This is a genomic window from Phenylobacterium composti DSM 19425 (assembly GCF_059568645.1).
Genome location: NZ_JCANTT010000014.1, coordinates 40,020 through 62,043 on the forward strand (window position 1 = coordinate 40,020; position 22,024 = coordinate 62,043).

Here is a 22,024-nt window from a genome sequence, read left to right on the forward strand (position 1 = left end):
TCCAAGACCATGCGAGCCGCACGTCGTCCCGGTTACGGGTTCAAAGTCCTGGAAACCGCGGCTGGGTGGTCCTGGACGGCCTACGATCGCGAGGGGCGCCCGGTCGAGCAGGGGGCGGCTCCGAGCCGCGCCGCGGCGGCGGCCTGCATCATCCGCGTGATCGCCCGGGCCGCCGAGCCGCAGGACGCCGCGCCCCGATCGGCCGTAGGGTAGCCTTATCCGCCGGACGCTGGCAGGGTCGCGCCGTCATAGGGAGGCGCACATGGACCTGAAGCTCAAAGGCAAGTCGGCGGTGGTGACGGGCGGATCGCGTGGCATAGGCCGGGCGATCGCCGAGACCCTGGCCGACGAAGGCGCCAATGTGGCGGTTTGCGCGCGCAATGCCGATCAGGTGGCGGAAGCGGTGGCGGCGCTCGAAGCCAAAGGCGTGCGCGCGTTCGGACGGGCCGTGGATATCGCCGACAAGGCGGCCCTGCAGGGCTTCGTGGACGCGGCTGCGAGCGCTCTGGGCGGGCTGGACATTCTGATTTCCAACGCGAGCGCCCTGGTGCAGGGCGTGTCGGAAGACGACTGGCGGGCCATGGTCGATATCGACCTGATGGGCGCGGTCCGCAGCTATGAGGCGGCCAAGCCGCACCTCGAGAAGGCCGCCGCGGCGAGCGGTGACGCCGCCTTCATCCTGATTTCCTCTATCTCGGCCGCCGAGGCCGCCGGGCCGTCTTCCTACGGGGCGATCAAGGCGGCCTTGATCCATTACGCCAAGGGCGTGGCGCGCGAAGGCGCCCCGAAGGGCGTGCGATGCAACGTGGTCTCGCCAGGGACGGTGCTGTTCGAGGGCGGGGTGTGGGCCCAGGTGCGTGACGGCATGCCGGGCCTGTTCGAGCAGATGATCAAGCGCAACCCCACCGGTCGCATGGCCACGGCCGAGGAGATCGCCTCCGCGGCGGTGTTCCTGGCCAGCCCCCGTTCGGCCTTCACCACCGGGACCAATCTCGTGGTGGACGGGGCGATCTCGGCGCGGGTGAACTTCTAGGCGCTGACATTGTCGAAGAGCCCCGCCTGATAGTCGCGGATCGCCTCCACGATCTCTTCGCGGGTGTTCATCACGAAGGGGCCATGGGCGACCACCGGCTCGCCGATGGGCTGGGCATGGCCGAAGACCAGCTGGGCCGCGCCGTGGGCGGAGATTTCCACCGTGTCGCCCGGCAGGTCGAGCTCCACCAGGCGCCATTCGGAGACCACGGCGCCGTTCACCCGCACCTCGCCTTTCACGACGTAGAGGAAGACGCTGCGTCCGGAGAGGGAGCCGAAGCCGACCCGGCCGCCGGCCTCCAGGTCGATGACCGTCATGAAGACGTCGGTCAGGGAATTGATCGGCCCCGTGGCGCCGCCCCAGCTTCCAGAGATCAGCCGGACCTGGCCAGCCTCGCCGGCGGGAAGCACCGGAATGGCGTCCGCCTGCACCCCCACATACTTCGGCGGCGTCATCTTTAGACGGGCGGGCAGGTTCACCCAGAGCTGGAGGATTTCCAGGGGGCCGCCGGCGCGCAGGAAGCTTTCAGGCGAGACTTCGGCGTGGATGAGGCCGGAGCCCGCCGTCATCCACTGCACGCCGCCCGCCCGGATGATGCTCTCGTGGCCGGCGGAATCCCGATGCGCCAGCTCGCCTTCCAGGATGAAGGTGACCGTCTCGAAACCGCGATGCGGGTGCGGACCAAACGGAAGGCCGCGGTTGTTCGGCGGATAGACCTGCGGGCCGTGGTGATTGAGGAACAGGAACGGGTCCACCTGCGCCACGCGCGGACCCGGAAGCGGGCGGCGGGTGACGAGGTCGCCGATGTCGTCGCGGTGGGCGGGATGCTGGGCGATTACGATCTTGGCGGTCACGGCGGTCCTCCTTGTCGAGCATATAACCGCGCGCCGGGGCTTGCGGAGCCCGCCGCCGCACGCTTTTCAGAACAGTGATGGACAAGCTTTTCTTTGACCTGCGCGGCACCCACAACCCGCATCGTTGGTACGTGCCGCTTTCCGAGGATGTGTGCGTCGGCCCGCCGGGGAAGATGTTCATGTTCGGGGGCGTGGGCCTCGCGTCCGCCATAGCCGCGCTGGAGCGCACCACCGGCCGTCCCCTGGTGTGGGCCACGGCGCAGTACCTGTCCTACGCCCAGCCGCCGAGCGTGGTGGACCTGGACGTCCGTGCGCCGGTGACCGGCAAGTACAACAGCCAGGCCCGCGTGGTGGGCCACGTGGGCGACCGGGAGATCTTCACGGTCAACGCCGCCCTGGGCTCGCGCCCCAGCGACCTGTCGCAGCAATGGCTTGAGGCCCCGCACGCGCCCCGTCCTGAGGATTGCGACTTGGCCGAACACTGGCGCGGGCGGGGACCGGGGCTGCACAGCCGGATCGAGGTGCGGATCGCCAAGGGCCGCTACGGCAACGATCGCATCGGCCATCCCGAGCCGGACGGGCGGGCGCTGCTCTGGATCCGTCCGCGGGAGCCCATCGCCATCGACGCGCCCATGCTGGCGGTGATGGCAGACTTCGTCCCGTCCGGAGTCGGCAATGCGCTGGGGGCCAATGCGGGGGGCAACAGCCTGGACAACACCCTGCGCATCCGCCGGATCGTGCCCACGGACTGGGTGCTGTGCGACATCCGCATCCACGGCGTCCATGGCGGCTTCGCCCATGGAGCCATGTACCTGTTCAGCCAGGACGGCGAACTGATGGCCACCGCCAGCCAGTCGCTGATCGTACGGATTCGCGAACCCGCGCCGAAAGCCTGAGGCTCAGAACAGCTCGGCCGCGACGCCGGGCCGTTCGTTGTCCCAGATCATCGACATGATGGTCCAGCCACGCTCCGGGTCGTTGTAGAGCTGGATCGAGTTGATCCCGCGCCGCTCGGGCTTGGGGTCGTCGGGGGAGGTGCGGGCTTCGTAGAGGCTCCAGACGTGGGCCATGTTCCCCAGCACGTCGATGCGCCGGGCGATCTCCACCTCATAGAACGGGTTGGCGGCGAAGAAGGGGGTGACATCGGCTTCGTACTCTGCCGGCGACATGATGCGGATCGAGGGCGCGCCCTGGCCGTCCACGCCGGTGCGCATCTGGCGGGCCTCCGGGTGGAACACCTTCCGCTGTCGCGACCCATCCCGTGGCCCCGCGGGCCCCGAGATCATGTCGTACATCTCATCGATCACCGCGCCGATCGCAGCCCGCTGGTCCATGGTTCCTCCGCATCAGAAAGCGGCATGGCGCCCTGCGTCGCGTGGTCCAGGCAAATGACAAAGGTGTAACGCTTTCCCATGCTCGCCCAGGGTGTAAGAACCGCGGCAAGGCGCGCGGGTCCGGCCCGCGCCTCGGAGAGATATTCGCCATGAAGTTTCGTCCGACCTGGCTCGCGGCCGCCTCGGCCGCCGCCCTGATCTCGGCCTGCGCCACCGCGCCGACGCCGCCTCCCGCCGCGGAGGCCGCACCCGCCCCGGGGCCTGAACCGGCCCGGCCCAAGGCGACGCTCGGCGCGTTCGGCTTCGACGCCAGCGGCATGGACCCGTCGGTCGCCCCCGGCGACGACTTCTTCCGCTACGCCAACGGCAAATGGTTCGACCGCACGGAAATCCCGGCCGACCGCTCCAACATCACCAGCTTCGCCGGCATCGCCGAGACGGCCGCCGCCCGCACCCGGGCGATCATCGAGGAGGCCGCCGCCAAGGCCCCCGAGGGTTCGGAGGCCCGCAAGATCGGCGACTATTTCGCGAGCTTCATGGACGAGGCCCGCATCGAGCAGCTGGGCGTGCAGCCCGTGAAGCCCGAGCTTGACCGCATCTACGCCATCCGCACCCGGGCCGACCTTGCCCGTGAGCTGGGCTCAACCCTGCGGGCTGATGTGGACGCGCTGAACGCCACCGACTTCTACACCGACCGGCTGCTTGGGCTCTGGGTCGCCGAAGACCTGGACGACACCACCAAGTACCGGCCCTACCTCATGCAGGGCGGGCTCGGCATGCCCGATCGGGAATACTACCTCAGCGACGGCGAGCGGTTCCGCGAGCTGCGAACGCAGTACGAGGCCCATATCGCCGCCATGTTCCGGCTGGCCGGCTACGATCAGGCCGAGGCCCGTGCCAAGCGCGTGGTGCGGCTGGAGACGGCCATCGCCCGCACCCACTGGACTGTGGACGACACCGCCAACGTCCAGAAGGCCAACACGGTCTGGACCCGGGCCGAACTCGCCAGGAAGGCGCCGGGGCTCGACTGGAACGCCTTCCTCACCGCCGCGGGCCTCGCCGACCAGCCGCGCTTCGGCGCCTGGCAGGACACCGCCATCACCGGCATCGCCAAGCTGGTGGGCGGTCAGCCAATCCAGGCCTGGCGTGACTACTTGGCCTTCCGCGCCCTGGAGCGGGCGGCGCCGTTCCTGTCCATGGCCTTCGTGGACGAGCATTTCGCCTTCAACGGCCAGGCCCTGACCGGCCAGCCCCAGCAGCGCGAGCGCTGGAAGCGTGGCGTGGACTACACCTCCGCCGCCCTCGGCGAGGCCGTGGGCAAGCTCTATGTGGAGAAGCACTTCACGCCCGAGGCCAAGGCTCAGGTGCAGCAGATGGCGGATAATGTGCTGAAGGCCTTCGGCCAGCGCATCGACCGCATCGAATGGATGACGCCGGAGACCAAGGCCCAGGCGAAGAAGAAGCTCGCCAACTTCCGGGTCTCGGTGGGCTATCCCAACACCTGGCGTGACTATTCGGAACTGGAGGTGGTGCGCGGCGACGCCTATGGCAACCAGTATCGGGCGGAGCTCTTCGAGTACCGCCGCAACCGCGCCAAGCTGGGCAAGCCCGTGGACCGGGACGAGTGGTTCATGGTCCCCCATCTGGTGAACGCGCTGTTCGCGCCGTCCCAGAACTCGATCATCTTCCCCGCAGGGATTCTGGAGGCGCCGTTCTTCGACCCGAACGCCGACCCCGCCCTGAACTACGGGGCCATCGGCGGCGTCATCGGCCACGAGATCAGTCATGGCTTCGACGATCTGGGCTCGCAGTTCGACGCTGAGGGCAACCTGCGCAACTGGTGGAAGCCCGAGGACCTCGAGCGCTTCCGCGCCGAGACCAGGAAGCTGGCCGACCAATACAGCGCCTATGAGGCTCTGCCGGGCCTGAACCTGCGCGGCGAGCAGGTGCTGGGCGAGAACATCGCCGATGTGGCGGGGCTGGCGGCGGCCTATGACGCCTATCGCCTTTCGCTTGGCGGCGCCGAGGGGCCGACCATCGATGGCGTGTCGGCCGACCAGCGCTTTTTCCTCGGCTGGGCGCAAATCTATCGGGCGAAGTATCGCGAGGCGGCGCTGCGCCGGGCGGTCATCACTGGCGTCCATTCGCCAGGCCAGTGGCGGGCGCTCACGGTCCGCAACCAGGACCCGTGGTACGACGCCTTCAACGTCCAACCCGGCCAGAAGCTCTATCTGGCCCCCGCAGACCGGGTGAAGATCTGGTAGTCGTCCCGATCTCAGATCCGGAGGACCCTCGGATCGAGGCCTACCGCGCAGTCCGCGAGCGCGATCTCGTGGGCCGCGACGGCCTGTTCATCGCCGAGGGGCGGGTGGTGCTGGAGAAGGCGGTGCGGGCGATCCCGGACCGTCTCGTCTCGCTGCTGGTGGCCGAGCACAGGCTGGAAAGCCTCGCCGACCTGACCGGTCAGCTCGCCCCCGGCGCGCCGGTGTACGCCGCGAGCCAGGCGGTGATGGACGCCATCGTGGGCTTTCCCATCCACCGTGGCATCCTCGCTGTGGGGCGCCGCCCTGAACGGGAGGCGGGCGCCTTGCTGGCCGGCCTGCCGCCGCGGGCGCTGGTGGTGGGCCTGTCGGCCATCGCCAACCACGACAACATGGGCGGCATCTTCCGCAACGCCGCCGCCTTCGGGGCCGACGCGGTGCTGATGGACGCCGACTGTTGCGATCCGCTCTACCGCAAGGCCATCCGCGTCAGCGTGGGAGCGGCGCTGACCGTGCCCTTCGCCCGTCTGCCGCGCGGCGCCGACCTGGTCGGGGCCCTGGCTGGGGCCGGACTGGACGTGTTGGCCCTCAGTCCGCGCGGCGAGGCGGAACTGGCCGACCTGCCGCCCCCGGCGCGCGCCGCGGTGCTGTTCGGGGCGGAAGGGCCCGGACTGCCTGACGAGGTGCTGGCGAGGACCCGGACGGTTCGCATCGCCATGGCGGGAGGCTTCGACAGCCTGAACGTCGCCACCACCAGCGGCATCGTGCTGCACCACCTGGCTCGAGGCCGGGCAATCTCAATTTCCACTTAACCCCGGTATGTAACCATCGATGCTCGGGGGCGCATTCGTCCCGGGGGGAAGACATGGATCGCAAGGCGCCCAGCGCCGCGGGACAGCCGGCCGGACTGGAGCAGTCCGCGGCCGTGTTCGACCGAGCCACGCGCCTTGCCCGCAGCCTCTTCGGTTCCGTCGAAGCCCAGGTGACGCTGCTGGACAGCGCGCAGGTCTGGCGTAGCCGTGCGGCCCGGCACGACGTGACGGGCGATGCGCCGGCCATCCGTGAGATCACGCGGACCGGGGAACTCCTGTGGGTGGCCGACTGCGCCGCCGATCCCAGGTTCCGGGACGCGGAGACGGTGGCCACGGCGCCCTTCGTCCGGTTCTTCGCCGGCGCGCCGATCCGGCTTGAGGACGGGACGACGCCCGGCGCGATCTGGGTGGCCGGCCTTGAGCCTCGCGCCTATGACCGCCGACTTGCCGCCCGGCTCCAGGATCTGGCCGACTTCGTGGCCGACGAATGGTGCGGGTCCACGCCAACGAGGCCCGCCACATCTTCGAGCGTCGGCTGGACTCGATCATCGACGCGTTGCCGGTCTCGGTGGTGCTTACCGATCGCGAGATGCGGGTGCTGTACGCCAGCCCGCCCTGGATCGCGGCGCGAGGCCTCGTCGACCAGAAGGTGATCGGCGAGAGCCTTTACGACCTGCGTCCCGACATCTTCGAACCGTCCAGAGAGCACCTGACCCGGGCCGTGGAGACGGGCTCGAGCTACAACGTCGAGCGCCACCCGCTGCCGGCCGCCGACGGCCGCACCGAATGGGTCCGGGTGGAGGTGACGCCGTGGCGGGGGCCGGACGGCGATGTGGGCGGCATGATCATGTGCTCGTACGACATCACGGCCATGGTCGAGGCCCTGGAGCGCACCGAGCGTTCCGAGGAGCGGCTCAAGCTGGCCCTGCAGATCGCCGACATCCATGTCTTCGAGATGGACTATCTCCGCAGGGAGCTGGTGAAGGTCGGGGCGGAGGACAGCTTCTTCGAGGTGACCAACACCTACGAAGGCCTCGAGCGCGATATCTGGAAGGTGGTGCACCCCAAGGACCGCGAGGCCGTGCAAGAGGCCTGGAACCGGCACGCCGCGGACGGCGCGCCGTTCTATCCGGAATACCGGGTGGCCCGCACCGACGGGCAGGAGGTCTGGGTCGCCGGCACCGCCCGCCTCATCACCGACGAGACCGGCCGGCCCCGGCGCTTGCTGGGCGCGCTGCAGAACGTCACCGAACGCAAGGCTCAGGAGCGGGCGCTGATCCGCGCCAAGGAGGAGGCCGAGGCGGCCAACCGCGCCAAGAGCGCCTTCCTGGCCACCATGAGCCATGAGATCCGCACGCCGCTGAACGGCGTCCTCGGCATGGCCCAGGCCATGGGCGCCGACGAACTCACTCCGACCCAGCGCGAGCGGCTGGAGGTGATCCACCAGTCGGGCGAGAGCCTGCTTGCGATCCTCAACGACGTACTGGACCTGTCCAAGATCGAAGCGGGCAAGCTCGAGCTTGAGGACGCCGAGTTCGATCTCGCGGACCTTGCCCGGGCAGTGCACGCCACCTTCGCGGCGGTGGCCCAGAACAAGGGACTGTCGTTCGAGCTGTCGTTCGAACGCGGCGCGCGCGGGGTCTATCACGGCGATCCCGTGCGGGTGCGGCAGGTGCTGTGGAACCTGGTCTCCAACGCCCTGAAGTTCACCGACCGCGGCAGGGTGAAGGTGCGCGTGGCGCGCAAGGGCGGGGCCTTGGTCTTCGAGGTGGCCGATACCGGCATCGGCATCGCCCCCGACCAGCTGGCCAACCTGTTCCGCAAGTTCGAGCAGGCCGACGCCTCCACGACCCGACGGTTCGGCGGCACGGGCCTGGGCCTGGCCATCTGCCGGGAGCTGACAGAGCTGATGGGCGGCGAGATCTCGGCCAGCAGCACCCGCGGTCACGGGGCGACGTTCACCGTGCGCCTGCCGCTGCAGAAGGTCGCCCGGCGGAAGGCTCCGCCCAAGCCGGCGCCGCCGGCGCCGCAGGAGACGGACGCCGAACGGCCGGTGCGGGTTCTGGCCGCCGAGGACAACGGCATGAACCAGCTCGTGCTGCGGACCCTGCTCGCCCAGGTGGGCGTCGATCCGGTGATCGTGCCGGACGGGCGCGAGGCGGTGGCGGCCTGGGAGCGCGCGGACTGGGACGTGATCCTGATGGACATCCAGATGCCGGTGATGGACGGCCCCACGGCGACGGCTCTGATCCGCACGCGCGAGGTGGCGACCCGGCGGCGCCGTACGCCCATCGTGGCGCTCACCGCCAACGCCATGAGCCACCAGGTGGCCGAGTACATGGCGGCGGGCATGGACGGCTATGTGGCCAAGCCTATCGAGGCGGCCAGGCTCTACGAGGTCTTGCAGACGGCCCTGGAGAAGGGCGGGGCGGCGCGGGCGGCCGCGGCGTAGCCAAGCGAGGGAAGCGACGTCCGGAGGCCCTCTCGGCGGGTGTGCGCGCCGTGGGGGAACGAGGGCCTCCGGGTCCCTCGCTGGGGGGGGGCGTCAGGCGGCCTGGGGCTCGCCGAACTGGAAGGCGGACACCACCACGTCCATGACGGTGTCGCGGAAGACCGCGCGGGCTGGTTCGCCGTCGGCGGCTCCGGCGGCGACGAAGATCGGGGCCAAATGCTCCTCCCGTGGGTGAGCGAGGCGCCCGTTCGGAGCCTGCGCCCACCGGGCCAGGGCGGCGGGATCCTTCACCGCCTCCGCCAGCCAGGCGTCGAATTCGGCCGAGGCGGCGGTGTAGGCGGGCGAGAAGCCGCGCATGTTGTGCCAGCTCATCCCCGAGCCCACGATCAGCACGCCCTCGTCGCGCAGAGGCGCCAGGGCGCGGCCGGCGGCCAGATGCTCGGCCGGGTCCAGCGTCGCCTTGAGGGAGAGCTGCACCACCGGGATGTCGGCCTCAGGCGTCATCAGCAGCAGCGGCACGAAGACGCCGTGGTCGAAGCCGCGCTCGGCGTCCTCGGTTGAGGCGATGCCGGCGCCCGCCAGCAACTCGCGCACCCGCCCCGCCAGAGCCGGAGAGCCCGGCGCAGGGAAGGTGAGGGCGTAGGTGTGCTCGGGGAAGCCGTAGTAGTCGAAGATCAGCCCCGGGGCTGCGCCCGACCCCACGGTGAAGACGGGCGCCTCCCAGTGTCCCGACACGACCAGGATGGCGGACGGCCGTTCGGGCAGGCCGTCGACGAGGCCGCGGAGGAAGGCTTCCGTTCGCGCCCAGGTGTCCGCCGGGCCGCGGGTCCACTCCATGAAGAAGCAGGGACCCGCGCCGTGGGGGATGTAGAACGCCGGGAGGCGCATGGCCGTCAGGCCGCCACCCTGGCGGCGCTCGGAACGTCGGCCAGCAGCCGCTCGATCCAGGCGGTGAACGCCGCGCCGAAGCCCTTGAGGAAGTCGGCGGTGCTCTCGTTCAGCTCGCCGTTGTCGTCGAACAGCGAGAAGGCGTTGCCGATATAGGCTTCCTGGCCGAGCAGCGGCACGTTCAGCACGGCCATGGCCTGGCGAAGGTGGTGGTTGGCGCCGAAGCCGCCGATGGCCCCCGGGGAGACGCTGATCACCGCGCCGGGCTTGCCGTTCCAGATGCTGGCGCCCCACGGACGCGAGCCCACATCGATGGCGTTCTTCAGCACGCCGGGCAGCGAACGATTGTACTCGGGGGTGACGAACAGCACCGCGTCATGGGCGGCGATCTCCTGGCGGAAGCGGGTCCAGGACTCGGGCGGGGCGTCGGTTTCGAGATCCTGGTCGTAGTGCGGCAGGTCGCCGATCTCGACGATGTCGAACTTGAGGTGAGGCGTCAGGGCGGCCAGGGCCTTGGCGATCTTGCGGCTCACCGAATCCTTGCGGAGGGAGCCGACGAGCACGGCGACGGTGCGGGTTTGGGACATGAACGGGTCCTTTCGCGAGGGTTTCCGAAGCGGAGTCGTTCGGGGTGAGCGGAAGGTGGTCCTTCACTGACGCGTTGATAATCCGGTGCGGTTGGAGGACTGTATTTCCAGAAAGGAAGCAATCCGATGGACCGTCTGGATGAGATCGCCGCCTTTGTCGCGGTGGCTGATGCGCGGAGCTTCACCCAGGGCGCGCGCAAGCTGGGGGTGTCGTCGGCCCAGGCGTCGAAGCTGGTGGCCCGGCTGGAGAACCGGCTGAAGGCGCGGCTACTGAACCGCACCACCCGCGACGTCTCGCTTACCGATGTAGGCCGGGCCTATCTGGAGCGCGCCCGGGACCTGCTCGACGAGTTCGTGGCCCTGGAGACGACCGTGCGCGATCAGAGCGGCCCGTCGGGCCTCCTGAAGGTCTCGGCGCCCATGTCGTTCGGGGGCAATCAGCTTACCACGGCCCTGCTGGACTTCGCGGCCAGGTGTCATTCCGTGTCCCTCGACGTGGTGTTCAGCGACCGGATGGTGAACCTGGTGGAGGAGGGCTTCGACGTGGCCATCCGCATCGGCCATCTGTCGGACTCTTCCCTGGTGGCCCGCAAGCTGGCCGCGGTGCGGCTGGTGACCTGCGCTTCACCGGAATATCTGGCCCGGGCTGGGACGCCCAAGGACCTGGCGGACCTCGGCAATCACGAGGCCATTCTCGACACCAATCTGAAGGACCCGACGGTCTGGCGGTTCCAGCGGAACGGGGAGCCCCACGACGTGCGGGTGCGCGGCCGGCTGCGGTTCGGAGGCGCCGACGCCTGTGTCGCCGCTGCCCGGGCCGGGTTCGGGGTGGTGCGAACCCCGGCCTTCGCGGCTGCCGAGGACCTGAGGGCGGGGCGGCTCGTGCCGATCCTCTGCCACTACGAGCCGGAGATGATCTACATTCACGCGGTCTATCCGCACGCCCGGCATCTGGCGGCCAAGGTGCGCGGTTTTGTGGACTTCCTGGCCGAGCGCTACGCAGGCGAGCCGGAATGGCACCAGGGCTGGGGCGATCACCCCGCCGCGGCCTGAGCCGGGCGGGGCGTCGTCGTCAGGCGAAGGCGATCCAGCGGCCGGCGGCGGCGGTGGTCACCCACACCAGGATCGCGGCATAGGCCATGGCCTTGGCGAACGGCCCGCCGGTCTCGCCGCGGCCCGTGGAGACCACCTGCACGGCGGCGGCGCCGAGGATCCACACGAGAAAGACCGAGAAGAAGGCCTTGTTGGCCGGGTCGAGCGCCGCATAGTCGTCGGGCTTGATGATGATGTGGGTGGTCACGAACTGGACCACGATCAGGCCGATCAGGCCCGCCAGATAGACCATCCGGGTCGGGCCCCGGGTGACGAACAGTACGATCAGCGCCGCCGCCGAAATCACGTGCCAGAGGCCGGGGTTCACCAGCTTCGCCGCCGCGAAGACGTAGAGCGAAGCCGCCCAGATCACGATCCCCAGGAGGCCCATAAGGCGCACGCCGGCGCCGCCGCGGCCGCCCGCCAGGGGCAGGCTCACGCCATAGGTGAGGATCAGGGCCGCGGCGAGGCCGAGCATCTTCGCGGTGAAGGCCTCGGAGGTGTAGAGGCGGTCTGGGTTCGAGGCCCCGATCAGAAGGCCCGTGAAGATGATCCCGAAGACGCCCAGGTGCAGCCAGGGCGAGACCTCCCGGCGCATTTCGGCCGGGGACTGTTCGGGGAAGCCCGGGCCGATCAGGCGCAGGTTCAGAAGGATGCTCGCCCCGCCCAGCAGGGCCAGGGAGAGGATGTGCAGCACCTCCCAGTGGGCGAAGTAGGGCTTCACGGCCGCGCCCGGCCACACGTCGTCCAGGGTGGTCACCCAGGGCCCGATGGCGGGCAGGAAATCCTGCGGAGCCAGGCTCATTGCAGCTTCTCCTCGATGTCGATCGCGCCGACGTCGGAAGTGGCGCAGGACTGGGCGACGTTGGCCCAATGGGGCAGGGCCTTGCCGCACTCGTACCAGTCGTAGGCGATGAAGCGGCCGAAGGTGATCACGGCCAGCCACGACACGAGGGAGAGCGTGGCCGACAGCCGGGCCTTGGCCGGCGGGCGGGCGAGGGTGTCCCATTCATGCCGGTTCCGCTGGACCCGCCAGTGGAAGATCATGATGTTGACGAGCGCGATCGCCAGGAAGATCAGCTTCAGGCGGAACCAAAGATTGTGGTAATAAACCAATGGCTTGGCGTAAAAAAGTGCGACGCCCGTCAGCACCATCAGCACGAAGCCGAACACCGTCAGGGGCAGGACCCGGTCGCTCACTACCGACACCGGCGTCCGCTTGAAGGCGAGGCCGAGCAGCCGCAGGTCGACCAGGAAGATGGTGCCCGCGAACAGCATCAGCGTGAGGACATGGGTGCCTTCAAGCAGGCCCCAGAAGTTGAGCGAGGAGGCCAGCGCCTCGCTCCAGGACTGGGCATATTCGCCCTCGCCCTTACCCGGCTCAGTTGCGAGCCAGACCAGGAAGTCTCGCAGCACCCTCGGCGCCCCCCTACAGAGCCCGCCGCCCGTCTTCGGCGGCTAAACGACATACCAGTCTTTCTAATGAAGACTTGCGTTCCCTCCATTGCGGAATTGCTGCCGCTTGGCAACACGCAAACTTCGGAAACGCCGGGACGCTAGGCGGATTCGTGATCGGTGTTCAGTCAGCCGCGTCCGAAACGGGCTCCGGCGCGACCTGGGCGCAGAGCATTTCGAGGGCGGTCTTCAGCGCGCGCAGCCGCACCTCGGCCCGGCCGACCTCGCCGAAAGCTTCCTTGCGGTGGTGGGTTGGGCTGCCATGGCGCGCGCAGGCGAAGTGGACGAGACCAGCGGGCTGGCCGGGGCCGCCTTCGGCGAATCCGGTGATGGCGATGGCCACATCGGCCCTGGAATGGGCCAGGGCGCCCTCGGCCATCGCCCGGGCGCACCGTTCGCTCACCGTCCCGTCCTTGTCGAGGACGGCCAAGGGCACGCCGAGCATCTCGTGCTTGGCCTCGTGGGTGTAGACGACGAAGCCGCGCTCGAAGGCGTGGGACAGCCCTGGCAGGTCGGTGAGCAGGGAGGCCAGGAGGCCTCCGGTGCAGCTTTCCGCCGCCGCCAGACGCAGGTTGCGGTCGCACGCCTCGCCAAGCACGCGCTCGGCAAGGCGGTCTATATCTGGCGTGACGGCAGGATCGAGGGCTTCGGCCATGAGGGCTAGTGAGGCCGCATCCCCAGTTCGCCCATCAGCTCCTGCTTGCGGGCGTCCATCTCTTCACCGATGGCCTTGAGGTCCATTTCCGAGCGCCGGCACTCGGGGAAGTATTCCTGTTCCTCCTCTTCGACGTGGTGCTCGATCATCTCCTGCAGCACCTTGACCTTGGCGTCGTAGTAGTCGTCGGAGGGCTCCATGCTCTCGAGCTGGGCCATGAGGTCCTTGGCCGACTGGTGCTCGACGACGGCCTCGTTGACCGTCTCCTGATCGTCCACATAGGCCCGCGAGGCGGGATAGAAGATCTCCTCCTCGATCTGGGTGTGAACCTTCAGCTCCAGATTGATCTGCTGGAAAATCTGCTGCTTCTTCGCGTCGTCGTCCTTGGCGGCCTCATACTGCTTGAACAGGTCCTCGACCCGGCGGTGGTCGCGCATCAGCGAGGTGACGGCGTCGTCGATCTGCATCGACGCCTTGCCGGTCTTGGTGACGCCCGAGCGGGTCGGCGAGGACGACTTCTTCTTCCGGGATTCGGACTGGGACGCGGTGGCCATGGGGGGCTCCCTGGGCATCAGGTTGAGGCTAATCGTCTGAACCCCTGCCGACAGTGCAGGTTCCGGGGGCCGCGGCCTTGATTTTCGGCGGCGGGCCGGGTGGTTAGGGCCCATGAGCCGAAAGCCGAAGGTGACGATCGCGGGAGCGGGGGCCCTGGGCCTCACGTGCGCCCTGGCCCTGGCCGATGCGGGGTGCGCCGTGACGGTGTGCGACCCGGCGGAACCGGCGGCCAACGCCTCAGGCGTGGCGGCAGGCATGATCGCGCCCGTGTTCGAGGCGGTGCTGGATGCGGCCGCCCGGCCGCATTTCCAGGTGCTCCTCGCCGCCCGCGACCTGTGGCCGGCCCTCGCCGAGCGCTCCGGCGTCATGCTGCGTCGCGACGGGGCCATGGCGGTGGGCGAGGCGTCCTGGCTCGAGAACATCGCCGTCGGCTTCCTGGCCCTCGGCCTGCATCCGGCGGCAATCCCGGCCAATACAGCCCAGGCGCTGGCTCCGGGGCTCTCGGACGCCTGGCCGGCGGCCCTGCTCACGCGCGAAGACTGGCGCGTTGAGGCGGTTCAGGCCCTGACCGCCCTCCGCCGCGCCGCCGAGGCTGCGGGGGTGGTGTTCCGCCAGGTCGAGGTGACCGGACGGGGCGATGCAGACGTGCTGGTGGCCGCCACCGGGGCCGGGCGCACGCAGCTGGCGCCGGAACTGTCCGTCCTGTCGCCGATCAAGGGCCACATCCTGCGCGCCGAGGCGCCCTGGGCCGACGGCGTGACGGTGCGCGGGCAGGGCGCCTATGCCGCGGCCGGGGGCGGGCTGATGACCGTCGGTGCGACCATGGAGGCCGGAGTCGCCGACGCCGCCGTGGATCCGGCCAAGGTGGAGCCCCTGCGAACGGTGGCGGCGCGCCTGTTTCCGGGCCTGGCGGAGGCTCCGTTCGAGGCGTTCGCCGGCGTGCGGGCTGCGACCCCGGACGGCCTGCCCCTCGTCGGCTTCGGGGCCGAGCCCGGCGTGATCCTGGCCGCCGGCGCCCGGCGCAACGGCTGGCTACTGGCGCCGCTCGTGGCCCAGGTGGTCCGGGCTTGCGTGACGGGAGGTGACCCGGGGCCCTATGCCGCCGGCTTCGATCCCCGGCGGTTTTCATGACAGGCTTCTGGCTCAGCGACGAACAGCAGGCGATCCGCGACGGCGTGCTGCGCCTTTGCGCCAAGTTCGACGCTGACTACTGGCGCCGCACTGACGAGACCGGAGCGTTCCCCGAGGAATTCGTGGCCGAGATGGCCAAGGCCGGCTGGCTTGGGGCGGCCATGCCGGTGGACCTGGGCGGCTCAGGTCTTGGCCTGACCGAGGCGGCCATCGCCATGCAGGCGGTGGCGGAGAGCGGGGCGGGCTTCTCGGGCGCCAGCGCCCTGCACCTGAACATCTTCGGGCCCATGCCGCTCGCAAAGTTCGGGACCGAGGAGCAGAAGCGGAAGCTGATCCCCAGGCTCATCTCGGGCGAGGACCGCATGTGCTTCGGCGTCACCGAGCCGGACGCGGGCCTCGATACGACGCGTGTCGCGACCCGGGCGGTGCGCACCAGCGACGGCTATGTCATCTCGGGCCGCAAGCTCTGGACCACCATGGCCCAGCGGGCGACCAAGATGCTGATCGTCGCCCGGACCACGCCGCGGGAAGAGGCGCGCAAGCCCACCGAAGGCATCAGCCTGTTCTATGTCGACTTCGACCGGTCGAAGATCCAGGCCACCCCGATCCCGAAGATGGGACGCAAGGCGGTGGAATCGAACGCCGTCTTCATCGACGACCTGCATGTGCCGGCCGACGCCCTGGTGGGCGAGGAGGGGCAGGGCTTCCGCTATCTCTTGGAGGGGCTCAATCCCGAGCGCGTGCTGATCGCCGCCGAGGCGGTGGGCCTGGGCCGGGCCGCGCTGAAGAAGGGGGCGGCCTATGCCAGGGAGCGGGTCGTGTTCGGGCGGCCCATCGGCCAGAACCAGGGCGTGGCCCATCCGCTGGCCCGGTCCTGGGCCGAACTGGAGGCGGCGAACTTGATGGCCTTCAAGGCCGCCGCCCTCTACGACGCCGGGCGCGAGTGCGGCGCCGAGGCCAATGCGGCCAAATACCTCGCGGGAGAGGCGGGTTTCCGCGCCTGCGAGGCGGCCGTCCTGGCGCACGGCGGCATGGGCTACGCCAAGGAATACGACGTCGAGCGCTACTTCCGGGAGGCGATGATCCCGCGCATCGCCCCTGTCAGCCGCGAGATGATCTTCAACTTCATCGCCGAGCGCGTCCTGGGTCTGCCGAAGAGCTACTAGGCGCCTCTCCCGCCGGGCGGCCGGTTCGGCCTCCAGGGACATGGTTAGCGGCCCATTAACCATGAGGGGCGCACCCCGGATGTCATGGCCGTCCAGGGGATTCGCGGGATCGTCGAGGCTGCGATCGATCGCGCCTCAAAGGCGACCGGCGTCGATTTCAGCTTCCTGATGAAGACCGCCCACCGGGAGAGCGGCTTCAACCCGACGGCGCGCGCGTCTTCGTCCTCGGCGGCGGGGCTGTTCCAGTTCGTCGAGCAGACCTGGCTGCGGACGCTCAAGACCCATGGGGCGAAGTACGGCTACGCCCGCTACGCCGACCTGATCACGCAAGGGACGGACGGCCGCTATCGGGTGCAGGGCGCCGAGGCCCGCCGGGCGGTGATGGACCTGCGGCTCGATCCCCAGGCCGCCTCGCTGATGGCCGGGGAGCTGGCCTCAGACCATGCCGCCTATCTGAAGGGCCGCACGGGCCGGACGCCCACCGCCGGTGAACTCTATGCCGCCCACTTCCTGGGGCCGCAGGGCTCGGCCCGACTGATCGAGGCGGTGCAGACCCGGCCGGCCGCCTCGGCTGCGGCCCTGTTCCCCGAGGCGGCCCAGGCCAATCGCTCGATCTTCTATCGGGATGGCCGAGCGGCCACGGTAGCCGAGGTCTATGACAACCTCACCCGCACGGGCGGGGCCGGCGCCGCCACCTCGGGCCGGCGCACCGGTGACGAGGAGGGCGGCTTCGTGGAATACGCCTCGGCCCGGCGGGCCGCCCGCCTCCGCGAGGAGGAGCTCCTGGTGCAGCTGATCCTCAAGGGCTCGCAGCCGAGCGATCAGCTGGGCGTCGGCTCGCGCTTGAGCGGCTCCCTGTTCACCTCGGAGATGCTGAAGGTCCTGTCGGACAGCCGCCAGGACTCCTGACGGGTGCTCCTGACGGGTCAGGCGGCGGCGCCCGCCTCGAACATCGCCTCGATTTCGGCCTCGCCGTAACCCAGCTCGGCCAGCACCTCGCGGGTGTGTTCGCCCAGCTTCGGCGAGGGGGGGCGGCGGTCGGCGTCCGCGCCCGGGAAGCGCGCCGGCGCGGCGATGGAGCGATGGGTCCCGCCCTGGCCGTCCTCGATCTCGATGAAGGCGCCTGCGGCGGCGACCTGGGGGTCCGCCACAACCTGGGCCGGCGTCTGGACGGGCGCCCAGACAAGGTCGGCCTCATCCAGCCGGCGGGCGATCTCGTCGAAGGGCAGGGCGCCGAAGGCCCGGTCGAACTCCTCGGTCAGCGCCTTGCCGTTCTCCCGCCGCGCCCGGCCAGTGGCGAAGCGGGGATCCGTCACGAGGTCGGGTCGGCCGGCGGCCGCGCAGAACGCCTCCCAGCCGCCGCTGGTGCCTCGCGGATTGTGCACGAACCAGTGTCCATCCGAGCTGCGATAGAAGTTGGCCAGGGGGTTGAGCGGATTGTCCCGCGGCCTCGCCGAAGCCAGGCGGCCCAGCTTCAGCTGCACAGCCAGGTCCGACGCCATCACATAGACCCCGGTGGCCAGCAGCGAGGTCTGCACGAGGCGGCCCTGGCCGGTCCGTTCGCGCTCGTAGAGGGCCGCCAGGATCGCCGAGACCGTCGCCAGGGCGGTCGTGTGGTCGCCGACGCCGGAGCGCAGCATGAACGGATCCATGCCCTTGGGCGCGGTCATGGCCGCCACGCCCGCACGCGCCCAGAAGGCGGTCACGTCGAACCCGGGCTTGCGCGCCTCGGGCCCCTCCAGCCCGTAGCCGGTGATGACGGCATAGACGAGCCGCGGGTTGGCGGCCCGCAGGGTGTCCGCATCAAGGCCGTACTTCTTGAGGGAGCCCGGCCGCACATTGGTCAGGAAGACGTCGGCCTCGGCCGCCAGCCTGGTCAGGGCCGCGCGCCCCTGGGGCTTGCCGATGTCAAGAACGATCCCCCGCTTGCCGCGGTTGTCGACGTCGAAGGTGGGATTGGAGCCGATATCGACATCGCCGAAGATGTGGCGCATGGCGTCGCCCTCGGGGCGCTCCACCTTCACCACGTCCGCGCCCCAGTCGCACAGGATGGCCGCAGCCCCCGGCCCGGCGATGTAGGCGGTGAAGTCGACGACCTTCAGGCCCTTCAGCAGCACGCGTTCTCTCCCCCGTTTTCGGGCAGTTTAAACGGCTGTTGGACCGCTTGTCAGGCCACCACGCGGCGGTGACCGCCACGTGAGCCCGGCTCGTGCGGCGGTTGGTCGCCGTCTGGTTGGGTTGAGGTCGAAGGACAACCCTTAATCCACAGATTCGGGTCACAACCACTCATTAAGCTTAACGGTTGATAACTCGACTCGTGGGACTCCGGTGGGACCGGAGCAGGGTCTTGGGCGGGTTGATGGCGACGACGCGATCGGCGTTGACGGAGAGTGATATCCGTACGCTGGTGAAGGGCGCCACGCCGGACGAGCGCGCCCGAGCCGCCCGCAAACTCTGCATTTCCATCGAGCGCTCGGTCCTCACCGACGAGGAGCGGGCGGTAGCCGCCGAGATCCTCCGGGTGATGGCCGCCGATGCGGCCGTGATGGTGCGCCGGGCGCTGGTGGATGTGCTCAAGGCCTCGCCGGTGGTGCCCCGGGATGTGGCCCGGCGGCTCGCCCGGGACGTGGAGAGCGTCTGCCTGCCGATGCTGGCCTTCTCGCCGGCTTTCACCGACGACGATCTGGCCGAGGTTGTTCGACTGGGCGGGCCGGTGCGGCAGCTGGTCATCGCCAAGCGGCCGGCCCTGTCGCGCAAGGTCACCGACGCCATCGCCGAACATGGCGCTGAGCGGGCCGTGGCCGCGGCCTGCGCCAACGAAGGGGCGGACTTCGCCGAGGACTCGCTCCAGCGAGCGGTGAGCCGCTTTGCGGAGTCCGAGAAGGTCCTCGCGGCCATCGCCTACCGCCGTGCCCTGCCGCTGTCGGTGACTGAGCGGCTGATCACCCTGGTCAGCGATCAGGTGCGGGACCACCTGATCGCCAGGCATTCGGTCTCGCCCGAGGTCGCCCTGGAGGTCGCCGTGAGCGCGGCGGAGCGGGCCACGATCGATCTGGTGGACGAGGCCGGGCGCACGGCCGATGTGAAGGCCTTCGTCACTCATCTCCACGCCACTGGCCGGCTGACGCCGTCGCTGCTGCTACGGGCTCTGGCCCATGGCCACATGACCTTCTTCGAATGGGGCGTCGCCGAACTGGCCGGGGTGCCGCATCACCGCACCTGGCTGATGATCCATGACGCCGGGCCGCTGGGCCTGCGGGCGATCTACGAGCGGGCGGGGCTGCCGGCCCGGCTGTTCCCGGCCTTCCGGGCTGCGGTGGACGCCTTCCACGCCATGGAGTTCGACGGCGGCCCGCGGGACCGCGAGCGATTCCAGGAGCGGATGCTGCAGCGCTTCCTCACCCAGCCTCAGGCCGCTTCCCGCGAGGACGTCGACTATCTGCTTGCACGCATGGGCGCGACAGCGTCCGGCCGGACCGGCGTAGCCGCCTGAGCGCCTGACCTTGCGGCATGCTTGTCCGCGCTGACGACGCGTCCCAAGCTTGGCCCATGACCGCCGCCGTCGAGATCAAACCCGCCGCCACCATCCTCCTGCTGCGCGACGACCCCGCCTTCCAGGTGCTGATGGTCAAGCGCCACCAGCAAATCGACTTCGCTTCAGGCGCCCTGGTTTTTCCCGGCGGCAAGACCCACGCGGGCGATCACGATCCCGCCTGGGCCGCGCACGCTCTCGGCTGGGAGGATTCCGAGCCCGAGCAGCGGGGGCTGCGGGTGGCGGCGATCCGAGAGGTGTTTGAGGAGGCGGGCATCCTGCTCGCCCAGGACGCCCAGGGCCGGCCCTTCGCCGAGGCCTGCGACCCGGCGGTGCGGCAGGCGGTGGATCGCGGCGAGGCGGCGTTCCTGGACGTGGTCAGGGGGCTCGGCGTGCGTCTGACCCTCGATGCGCTTACGGTCTTCGCCCGGTGGATCACGCCGCCGATCATGCCGAAGCGCTTCGACACCTGGTTCTATGTGGTGCGCGCGCCCGACGGCCAGCTCGCCGCCTGTGACGGGCGCGAGACGGTGGACGCCGAATGGATCGCCCCGGACGAGGCGCTGCGCCTGGCGGCGGCCGGGCAGCGCACCGTAATCTTCCCCACGCGAATGAACCTGCAGCTGCTGGGCGAGGCGCAGAACGCGGATGATGCTGTGGCGCGGGCCCGGACCCGGACGCTGGTGACGGTGGAGCCGAAGGTGGAGACCCATGGCGACCAGCGCGTCCTCGTCCTGCCCCCGGAGGCCGGCTACGGCGACGTGGCCGAGCCGCTGGAGCGGATCATGGGCTGAAGCCCGCGATCGCGCCCGGTCTAGGCGCCGAGCTCGGTGATCCGGGTTTCCAGTTCCTGGACCAGGGCCTTGCCGATGGGGTGGTCGAGGTCCTTGATGTCGTCGCGGACGGCCGCCTTGATGGCGTCGATGTGGGCGTCGATCAGCGCCATGGGCGCGTTCACCCGCTTGGCGCGGTCGTCGATCAGCCGGCACAGCAGGCCGGCGACGCGGGTGATCAGCGGAAAGCCATAGGTGGCGCCCAGGCCCTTGAGGTCATGGGCCCGAAGGTACAGCGTCTCCATGGTCTCGGGCGAGGCGCCCTCGCTGCGCACGACCTGGCGCGCGGCCTCCAGCTTGGCGACCTCGTCGTTCAGCCACTGGGCGAAGTTGCCGGAGAGGCTCTTCAGGGCGGCCTCCGCCTTGGCGATGGCCGCAGCGTCGATCGTGCCGAGGCGACCGCCTCCGACCTTGAGGCGCAGGGCGTTCGACGGCTGGATCAGGTGACCGGACTTCTGCTCGCTCACGGGGCTCTCCTGGCGGGTCGCACGGAGACCCTAAGGCGCAACCCGTTAATAACACCTGATAAGTCGGGCATGGCCGCCCGTGCGGAGAGGCGGCGGGGCCTTGTCCGCCGTCAGACCGCGAACTGTTCGGCCAGCACCCGTTCCTCAAGGCTGCGGCCGGCGTCGAACATCATGGTGATGGAGACGTTGCGGTCCTCGGCGACGCTGACGTCCGTCACGTCGCGCACCTCGAAGTTGTCGGCCACCGCGCTTACCGGCCGCTTTTCGGCCTCGAGGATGCGGAAATCCACCTTGGCGGTGTGCGCCAGGAGGGCGCCGCGCCAGCGCCGGGGGCGGAAGGCGCTGATGGGAGTCAGGGCCAGGATTTTGGCTTCCAGGGGAATGATCGGCCCGTGAGCGGAGAGGTTGTAGGCCGTCGAGCCGGCCGGGGTGGCCACCAGGGCGCCGTCGCAGGACAGCTCGCCGAGCCGCACCTTGCCGTCCACCGAGATGCGGAGCTTGGCCGTCTGACGGGTCTGGCGCAGGAGCGAGACCTCATTGAAGGCCAGCGCCTCGTGCCTGCGGCCCCAGATGTCGAGCGCGATCATCCGCAGCGGATGGATGACAGCGCGCTCGGCGGCGTTGATCCGCTCAAGCAGGCTGTCCTCGCTGTATTCGTTCATGAGGAAGCCGACCGAGCCGCGGTTCATGCCGTAGATCGGCTTGGCCCCGGCGGGATTGCGCAGGACGGTCTCGTGCACCGTCTCCAGCATGAAGCCATCGCCGCCGAGGGCGACGATCACCTGGGCGTCCGCCTCGCCGACGTCCCCGTAGCGCTCCACGAGCCGCGCCCGGGCCTCCTGGGCTTCGGGCCGGTCGCTCGCCGTGAAGGTCAGGCGGGTGAGGAAGGGCTCGGGCGTGAACATGGCGGAGGAGAA

The 22,024-nt window shown here is 69.8% G+C and carries 23 protein-coding genes; 12 read left to right on the top strand and 11 right to left on the bottom strand.

Annotated features, from left to right (window positions below):
• The first annotated feature begins 9 nt into the window (after nucleotides 1-9).
• Nucleotides 10-213 (top strand): hypothetical protein, encoded by a 204-nt coding sequence (locus BO64_RS08840; RefSeq protein ID WP_496402929.1) that lies wholly within the window; start codon nucleotides 10-12, stop codon nucleotides 211-213.
• 49 nt (nucleotides 214-262) lie between these two features.
• Entirely contained in the window at nucleotides 263-1,033 is a 771-nt protein-coding gene (locus BO64_RS08845; protein ID WP_496402930.1) for an SDR family NAD(P)-dependent oxidoreductase, read from the top strand.
• On the opposite strand, the gene BO64_RS08850 is transcribed toward BO64_RS08845, so the two are convergent.
• Complete coding sequence (locus tag BO64_RS08850; RefSeq protein ID WP_496402931.1) at nucleotides 1,030-1,887, bottom strand: pirin family protein; 858 nt, start codon at nucleotides 1,885-1,887, stop codon at nucleotides 1,030-1,032. The two genes, BO64_RS08845 and BO64_RS08850, sit on opposite strands and share 4 nt — an antisense overlap.
• A gap of 77 nt (nucleotides 1,888-1,964) precedes the next feature.
• Here BO64_RS08850 and BO64_RS08855 point away from each other — a divergent pair, with 77 nt between their 5' ends.
• Nucleotides 1,965-2,783: an acyl-CoA thioesterase gene (locus tag BO64_RS08855; RefSeq protein WP_496402932.1), complete on the top strand. Its 819-nt coding sequence runs from the start codon at nucleotides 1,965-1,967 to the stop codon at nucleotides 2,781-2,783.
• A gap of 3 nt (nucleotides 2,784-2,786) precedes the next feature.
• On the opposite strand, the gene BO64_RS08860 is transcribed toward BO64_RS08855, so the two are convergent.
• The gene (locus BO64_RS08860; RefSeq protein ID WP_496402933.1) at nucleotides 2,787-3,221 is read right to left on the bottom strand and encodes a hypothetical protein; all 435 of its coding nucleotides are present in this window, start codon (nucleotides 3,219-3,221) and stop codon (nucleotides 2,787-2,789) included.
• A gap of 149 nt (nucleotides 3,222-3,370) precedes the next feature.
• On the opposite strand from BO64_RS08860, the gene BO64_RS08865 reads away from it, so the two are divergent.
• From BO64_RS08865 to BO64_RS08875, 3 genes are all read left to right on the top strand, one after another.
• Nucleotides 3,371-5,485: a M13 family metallopeptidase gene (locus tag BO64_RS08865; protein ID WP_496402934.1), complete on the top strand. Its 2,115-nt coding sequence runs from the start codon at nucleotides 3,371-3,373 to the stop codon at nucleotides 5,483-5,485.
• A gap of 68 nt (nucleotides 5,486-5,553) precedes the next feature.
• Nucleotides 5,554-6,294, top strand: a complete 741-nt coding sequence (locus tag BO64_RS08870; RefSeq protein ID WP_496402935.1) for a TrmH family RNA methyltransferase — start codon at nucleotides 5,554-5,556, stop codon at nucleotides 6,292-6,294.
• Between the two features lie 487 nt (nucleotides 6,295-6,781).
• Nucleotides 6,782-8,746 carry an ATP-binding protein gene (locus BO64_RS08875; protein ID WP_496402936.1) on the top strand — a complete coding sequence of 655 codons (1,965 nt, stop codon included), beginning with the start codon at nucleotides 6,782-6,784 and terminating at the stop codon, nucleotides 8,744-8,746.
• Between the two features lie 93 nt (nucleotides 8,747-8,839).
• On the opposite strand, the gene BO64_RS08880 is transcribed toward BO64_RS08875, so the two are convergent.
• Nucleotides 8,840-9,634 carry a DODA-type extradiol aromatic ring-opening family dioxygenase gene (locus BO64_RS08880; RefSeq protein WP_496402937.1) on the bottom strand — a complete coding sequence of 265 codons (795 nt, stop codon included), beginning with the start codon at nucleotides 9,632-9,634 and terminating at the stop codon, nucleotides 8,840-8,842.
• 5 nt (nucleotides 9,635-9,639) lie between these two features.
• Nucleotides 9,640-10,221 (bottom strand): NADPH-dependent FMN reductase, encoded by a 582-nt coding sequence (locus BO64_RS08885; RefSeq protein WP_496402938.1) that lies wholly within the window; start codon nucleotides 10,219-10,221, stop codon nucleotides 9,640-9,642.
• 126 nt (nucleotides 10,222-10,347) lie between these two features.
• Here BO64_RS08885 and BO64_RS08890 point away from each other — a divergent pair, with 126 nt between their 5' ends.
• Complete coding sequence (locus tag BO64_RS08890; protein ID WP_496402939.1) at nucleotides 10,348-11,274, top strand: LysR family transcriptional regulator; 927 nt, start codon at nucleotides 10,348-10,350, stop codon at nucleotides 11,272-11,274.
• Between the two features lie 19 nt (nucleotides 11,275-11,293).
• Here the strand turns inward: BO64_RS08890 and BO64_RS08895 are convergent, their stop codons facing one another.
• The 4 genes from BO64_RS08895 to BO64_RS08910 form a co-directional block, all read right to left on the bottom strand.
• Nucleotides 11,294-12,118 carry a DUF6644 family protein gene (locus BO64_RS08895; protein ID WP_496402940.1) on the bottom strand — a complete coding sequence of 275 codons (825 nt, stop codon included), beginning with the start codon at nucleotides 12,116-12,118 and terminating at the stop codon, nucleotides 11,294-11,296.
• Nucleotides 12,115-12,729, bottom strand: a complete 615-nt coding sequence (locus BO64_RS08900; protein ID WP_496402941.1) for a DUF6644 family protein — start codon at nucleotides 12,727-12,729, stop codon at nucleotides 12,115-12,117. The genes BO64_RS08895 and BO64_RS08900 overlap by 4 nt, the downstream gene beginning before the upstream one ends.
• A 163-nt stretch (nucleotides 12,730-12,892) precedes the next feature.
• On the bottom strand, nucleotides 12,893-13,423 hold the full coding sequence (locus BO64_RS08905) for a CinA family protein (RefSeq protein ID WP_496402942.1): 531 nt from the start codon (nucleotides 13,421-13,423) through the stop codon (nucleotides 12,893-12,895).
• Nucleotides 13,424-13,428: 5 nt separating this feature from the next.
• On the bottom strand, nucleotides 13,429-13,977 hold the full coding sequence (locus tag BO64_RS08910) for a hemerythrin domain-containing protein (protein WP_496402943.1): 549 nt from the start codon (nucleotides 13,975-13,977) through the stop codon (nucleotides 13,429-13,431).
• Nucleotides 13,978-14,089: 112 nt separating this feature from the next.
• Between BO64_RS08910 and BO64_RS08915 the strand changes: the two genes are divergently transcribed.
• The 3 genes from BO64_RS08915 to BO64_RS08925 all read left to right on the top strand — a co-directional run bounded on the left by BO64_RS08915 (nucleotide 14,090) and on the right by BO64_RS08925 (nucleotide 17,184).
• Nucleotides 14,090-15,109, top strand: coding sequence for an NAD(P)/FAD-dependent oxidoreductase (locus tag BO64_RS08915; protein WP_496402944.1), 1,020 nt, complete (start codon nucleotides 14,090-14,092; stop codon nucleotides 15,107-15,109).
• Nucleotides 15,106-16,275 (top strand): acyl-CoA dehydrogenase family protein, encoded by a 1,170-nt coding sequence (locus tag BO64_RS08920; RefSeq protein WP_496402945.1) that lies wholly within the window; start codon nucleotides 15,106-15,108, stop codon nucleotides 16,273-16,275. The genes BO64_RS08915 and BO64_RS08920 overlap by 4 nt, the downstream gene beginning before the upstream one ends.
• 84 nt (nucleotides 16,276-16,359) lie before the next feature.
• Nucleotides 16,360-17,184, top strand: a complete 825-nt coding sequence (locus tag BO64_RS08925) for a transglycosylase SLT domain-containing protein (RefSeq protein ID WP_496402946.1) — start codon at nucleotides 16,360-16,362, stop codon at nucleotides 17,182-17,184.
• Between the two features lie 17 nt (nucleotides 17,185-17,201).
• On the opposite strand, the gene BO64_RS08930 is transcribed toward BO64_RS08925, so the two are convergent.
• A complete protein-coding gene (locus BO64_RS08930) occupies nucleotides 17,202-18,392 on the bottom strand; it encodes a CaiB/BaiF CoA transferase family protein (RefSeq protein WP_496402947.1) in 1,191 nt (396 codons plus the stop codon).
• 242 nt (nucleotides 18,393-18,634) lie between these two features.
• On the opposite strand from BO64_RS08930, the gene spbR reads away from it, so the two are divergent.
• Nucleotides 18,635-19,768 (top strand): SpbR family protein, encoded by a 1,134-nt coding sequence (gene spbR, locus BO64_RS08935; protein ID WP_496402948.1) that lies wholly within the window; start codon nucleotides 18,635-18,637, stop codon nucleotides 19,766-19,768.
• Nucleotides 19,769-19,824: 56 nt separating this feature from the next.
• Nucleotides 19,825-20,601: an NUDIX hydrolase gene (locus tag BO64_RS08940; protein ID WP_496402949.1), complete on the top strand. Its 777-nt coding sequence runs from the start codon at nucleotides 19,825-19,827 to the stop codon at nucleotides 20,599-20,601.
• 20 nt (nucleotides 20,602-20,621) lie between these two features.
• On the opposite strand, the gene BO64_RS08945 is transcribed toward BO64_RS08940, so the two are convergent.
• Together BO64_RS08945 and BO64_RS08950 are read right to left on the bottom strand one after the other, a co-directional pair.
• On the bottom strand, nucleotides 20,622-21,107 hold the full coding sequence (locus BO64_RS08945; RefSeq protein ID WP_496402950.1) for an Hpt domain-containing protein: 486 nt from the start codon (nucleotides 21,105-21,107) through the stop codon (nucleotides 20,622-20,624).
• Between the two features lie 110 nt (nucleotides 21,108-21,217).
• Nucleotides 21,218-22,012 carry an NAD kinase gene (locus tag BO64_RS08950; protein WP_496402951.1) on the bottom strand — a complete coding sequence of 265 codons (795 nt, stop codon included), beginning with the start codon at nucleotides 22,010-22,012 and terminating at the stop codon, nucleotides 21,218-21,220.
• Nucleotides 22,013-22,024 lie beyond the last annotated feature (12 nt).

Excerpts from the sequence above, each read along its gene's own strand:
- BO64_RS08840 (WP_496402929.1), top strand. The coding sequence starts at position 10 with ATGCGAGCCGCACGTCGTCCCGGTTACGGGTTCAAAGTCCTGGAAACC.
- BO64_RS08890 (WP_496402939.1), top strand. The coding sequence starts at position 10,348 with ATGGACCGTCTGGATGAGATCGCCGCCTTTGTCGCGGTGGCTGATGCG.
- BO64_RS08920 (WP_496402945.1), top strand. The coding sequence starts at position 15,106 with ATGACAGGCTTCTGGCTCAGCGACGAACAGCAGGCGATCCGCGACGGC.
- BO64_RS08845 (WP_496402930.1), top strand. The coding sequence starts at position 263 with ATGGACCTGAAGCTCAAAGGCAAGTCGGCGGTGGTGACGGGCGGATCG.
- BO64_RS08910 (WP_496402943.1), bottom strand. The coding sequence starts at position 13,977 with ATGGCCACCGCGTCCCAGTCCGAATCCCGGAAGAAGAAGTCGTCCTCG.
- BO64_RS08940 (WP_496402949.1), top strand. The coding sequence starts at position 19,825 with ATGACCGCCGCCGTCGAGATCAAACCCGCCGCCACCATCCTCCTGCTG.
- BO64_RS08950 (WP_496402951.1), bottom strand. The coding sequence starts at position 22,012 with ATGTTCACGCCCGAGCCCTTCCTCACCCGCCTGACCTTCACGGCGAGC.
- spbR (WP_496402948.1), top strand. The coding sequence starts at position 18,635 with ATGGCGACGACGCGATCGGCGTTGACGGAGAGTGATATCCGTACGCTG.
- BO64_RS08865 (WP_496402934.1), top strand. The coding sequence starts at position 3,371 with ATGAAGTTTCGTCCGACCTGGCTCGCGGCCGCCTCGGCCGCCGCCCTG.
- BO64_RS08895 (WP_496402940.1), bottom strand. The coding sequence starts at position 12,118 with ATGAGCCTGGCTCCGCAGGATTTCCTGCCCGCCATCGGGCCCTGGGTG.
- BO64_RS08880 (WP_496402937.1), bottom strand. The coding sequence starts at position 9,634 with ATGCGCCTCCCGGCGTTCTACATCCCCCACGGCGCGGGTCCCTGCTTC.
- BO64_RS08915 (WP_496402944.1), top strand. The coding sequence starts at position 14,090 with ATGAGCCGAAAGCCGAAGGTGACGATCGCGGGAGCGGGGGCCCTGGGC.
- BO64_RS08860 (WP_496402933.1), bottom strand. The coding sequence starts at position 3,221 with ATGGACCAGCGGGCTGCGATCGGCGCGGTGATCGATGAGATGTACGAC.
- BO64_RS08885 (WP_496402938.1), bottom strand. The coding sequence starts at position 10,221 with ATGTCCCAAACCCGCACCGTCGCCGTGCTCGTCGGCTCCCTCCGCAAG.
- BO64_RS08905 (WP_496402942.1), bottom strand. The coding sequence starts at position 13,423 with ATGGCCGAAGCCCTCGATCCTGCCGTCACGCCAGATATAGACCGCCTT.
- BO64_RS08875 (WP_496402936.1), top strand. The coding sequence starts at position 6,782 with ATGGTGCGGGTCCACGCCAACGAGGCCCGCCACATCTTCGAGCGTCGG.
- BO64_RS08925 (WP_496402946.1), top strand. The coding sequence starts at position 16,360 with ATGGCCGTCCAGGGGATTCGCGGGATCGTCGAGGCTGCGATCGATCGC.
- BO64_RS08855 (WP_496402932.1), top strand. The coding sequence starts at position 1,965 with ATGGACAAGCTTTTCTTTGACCTGCGCGGCACCCACAACCCGCATCGT.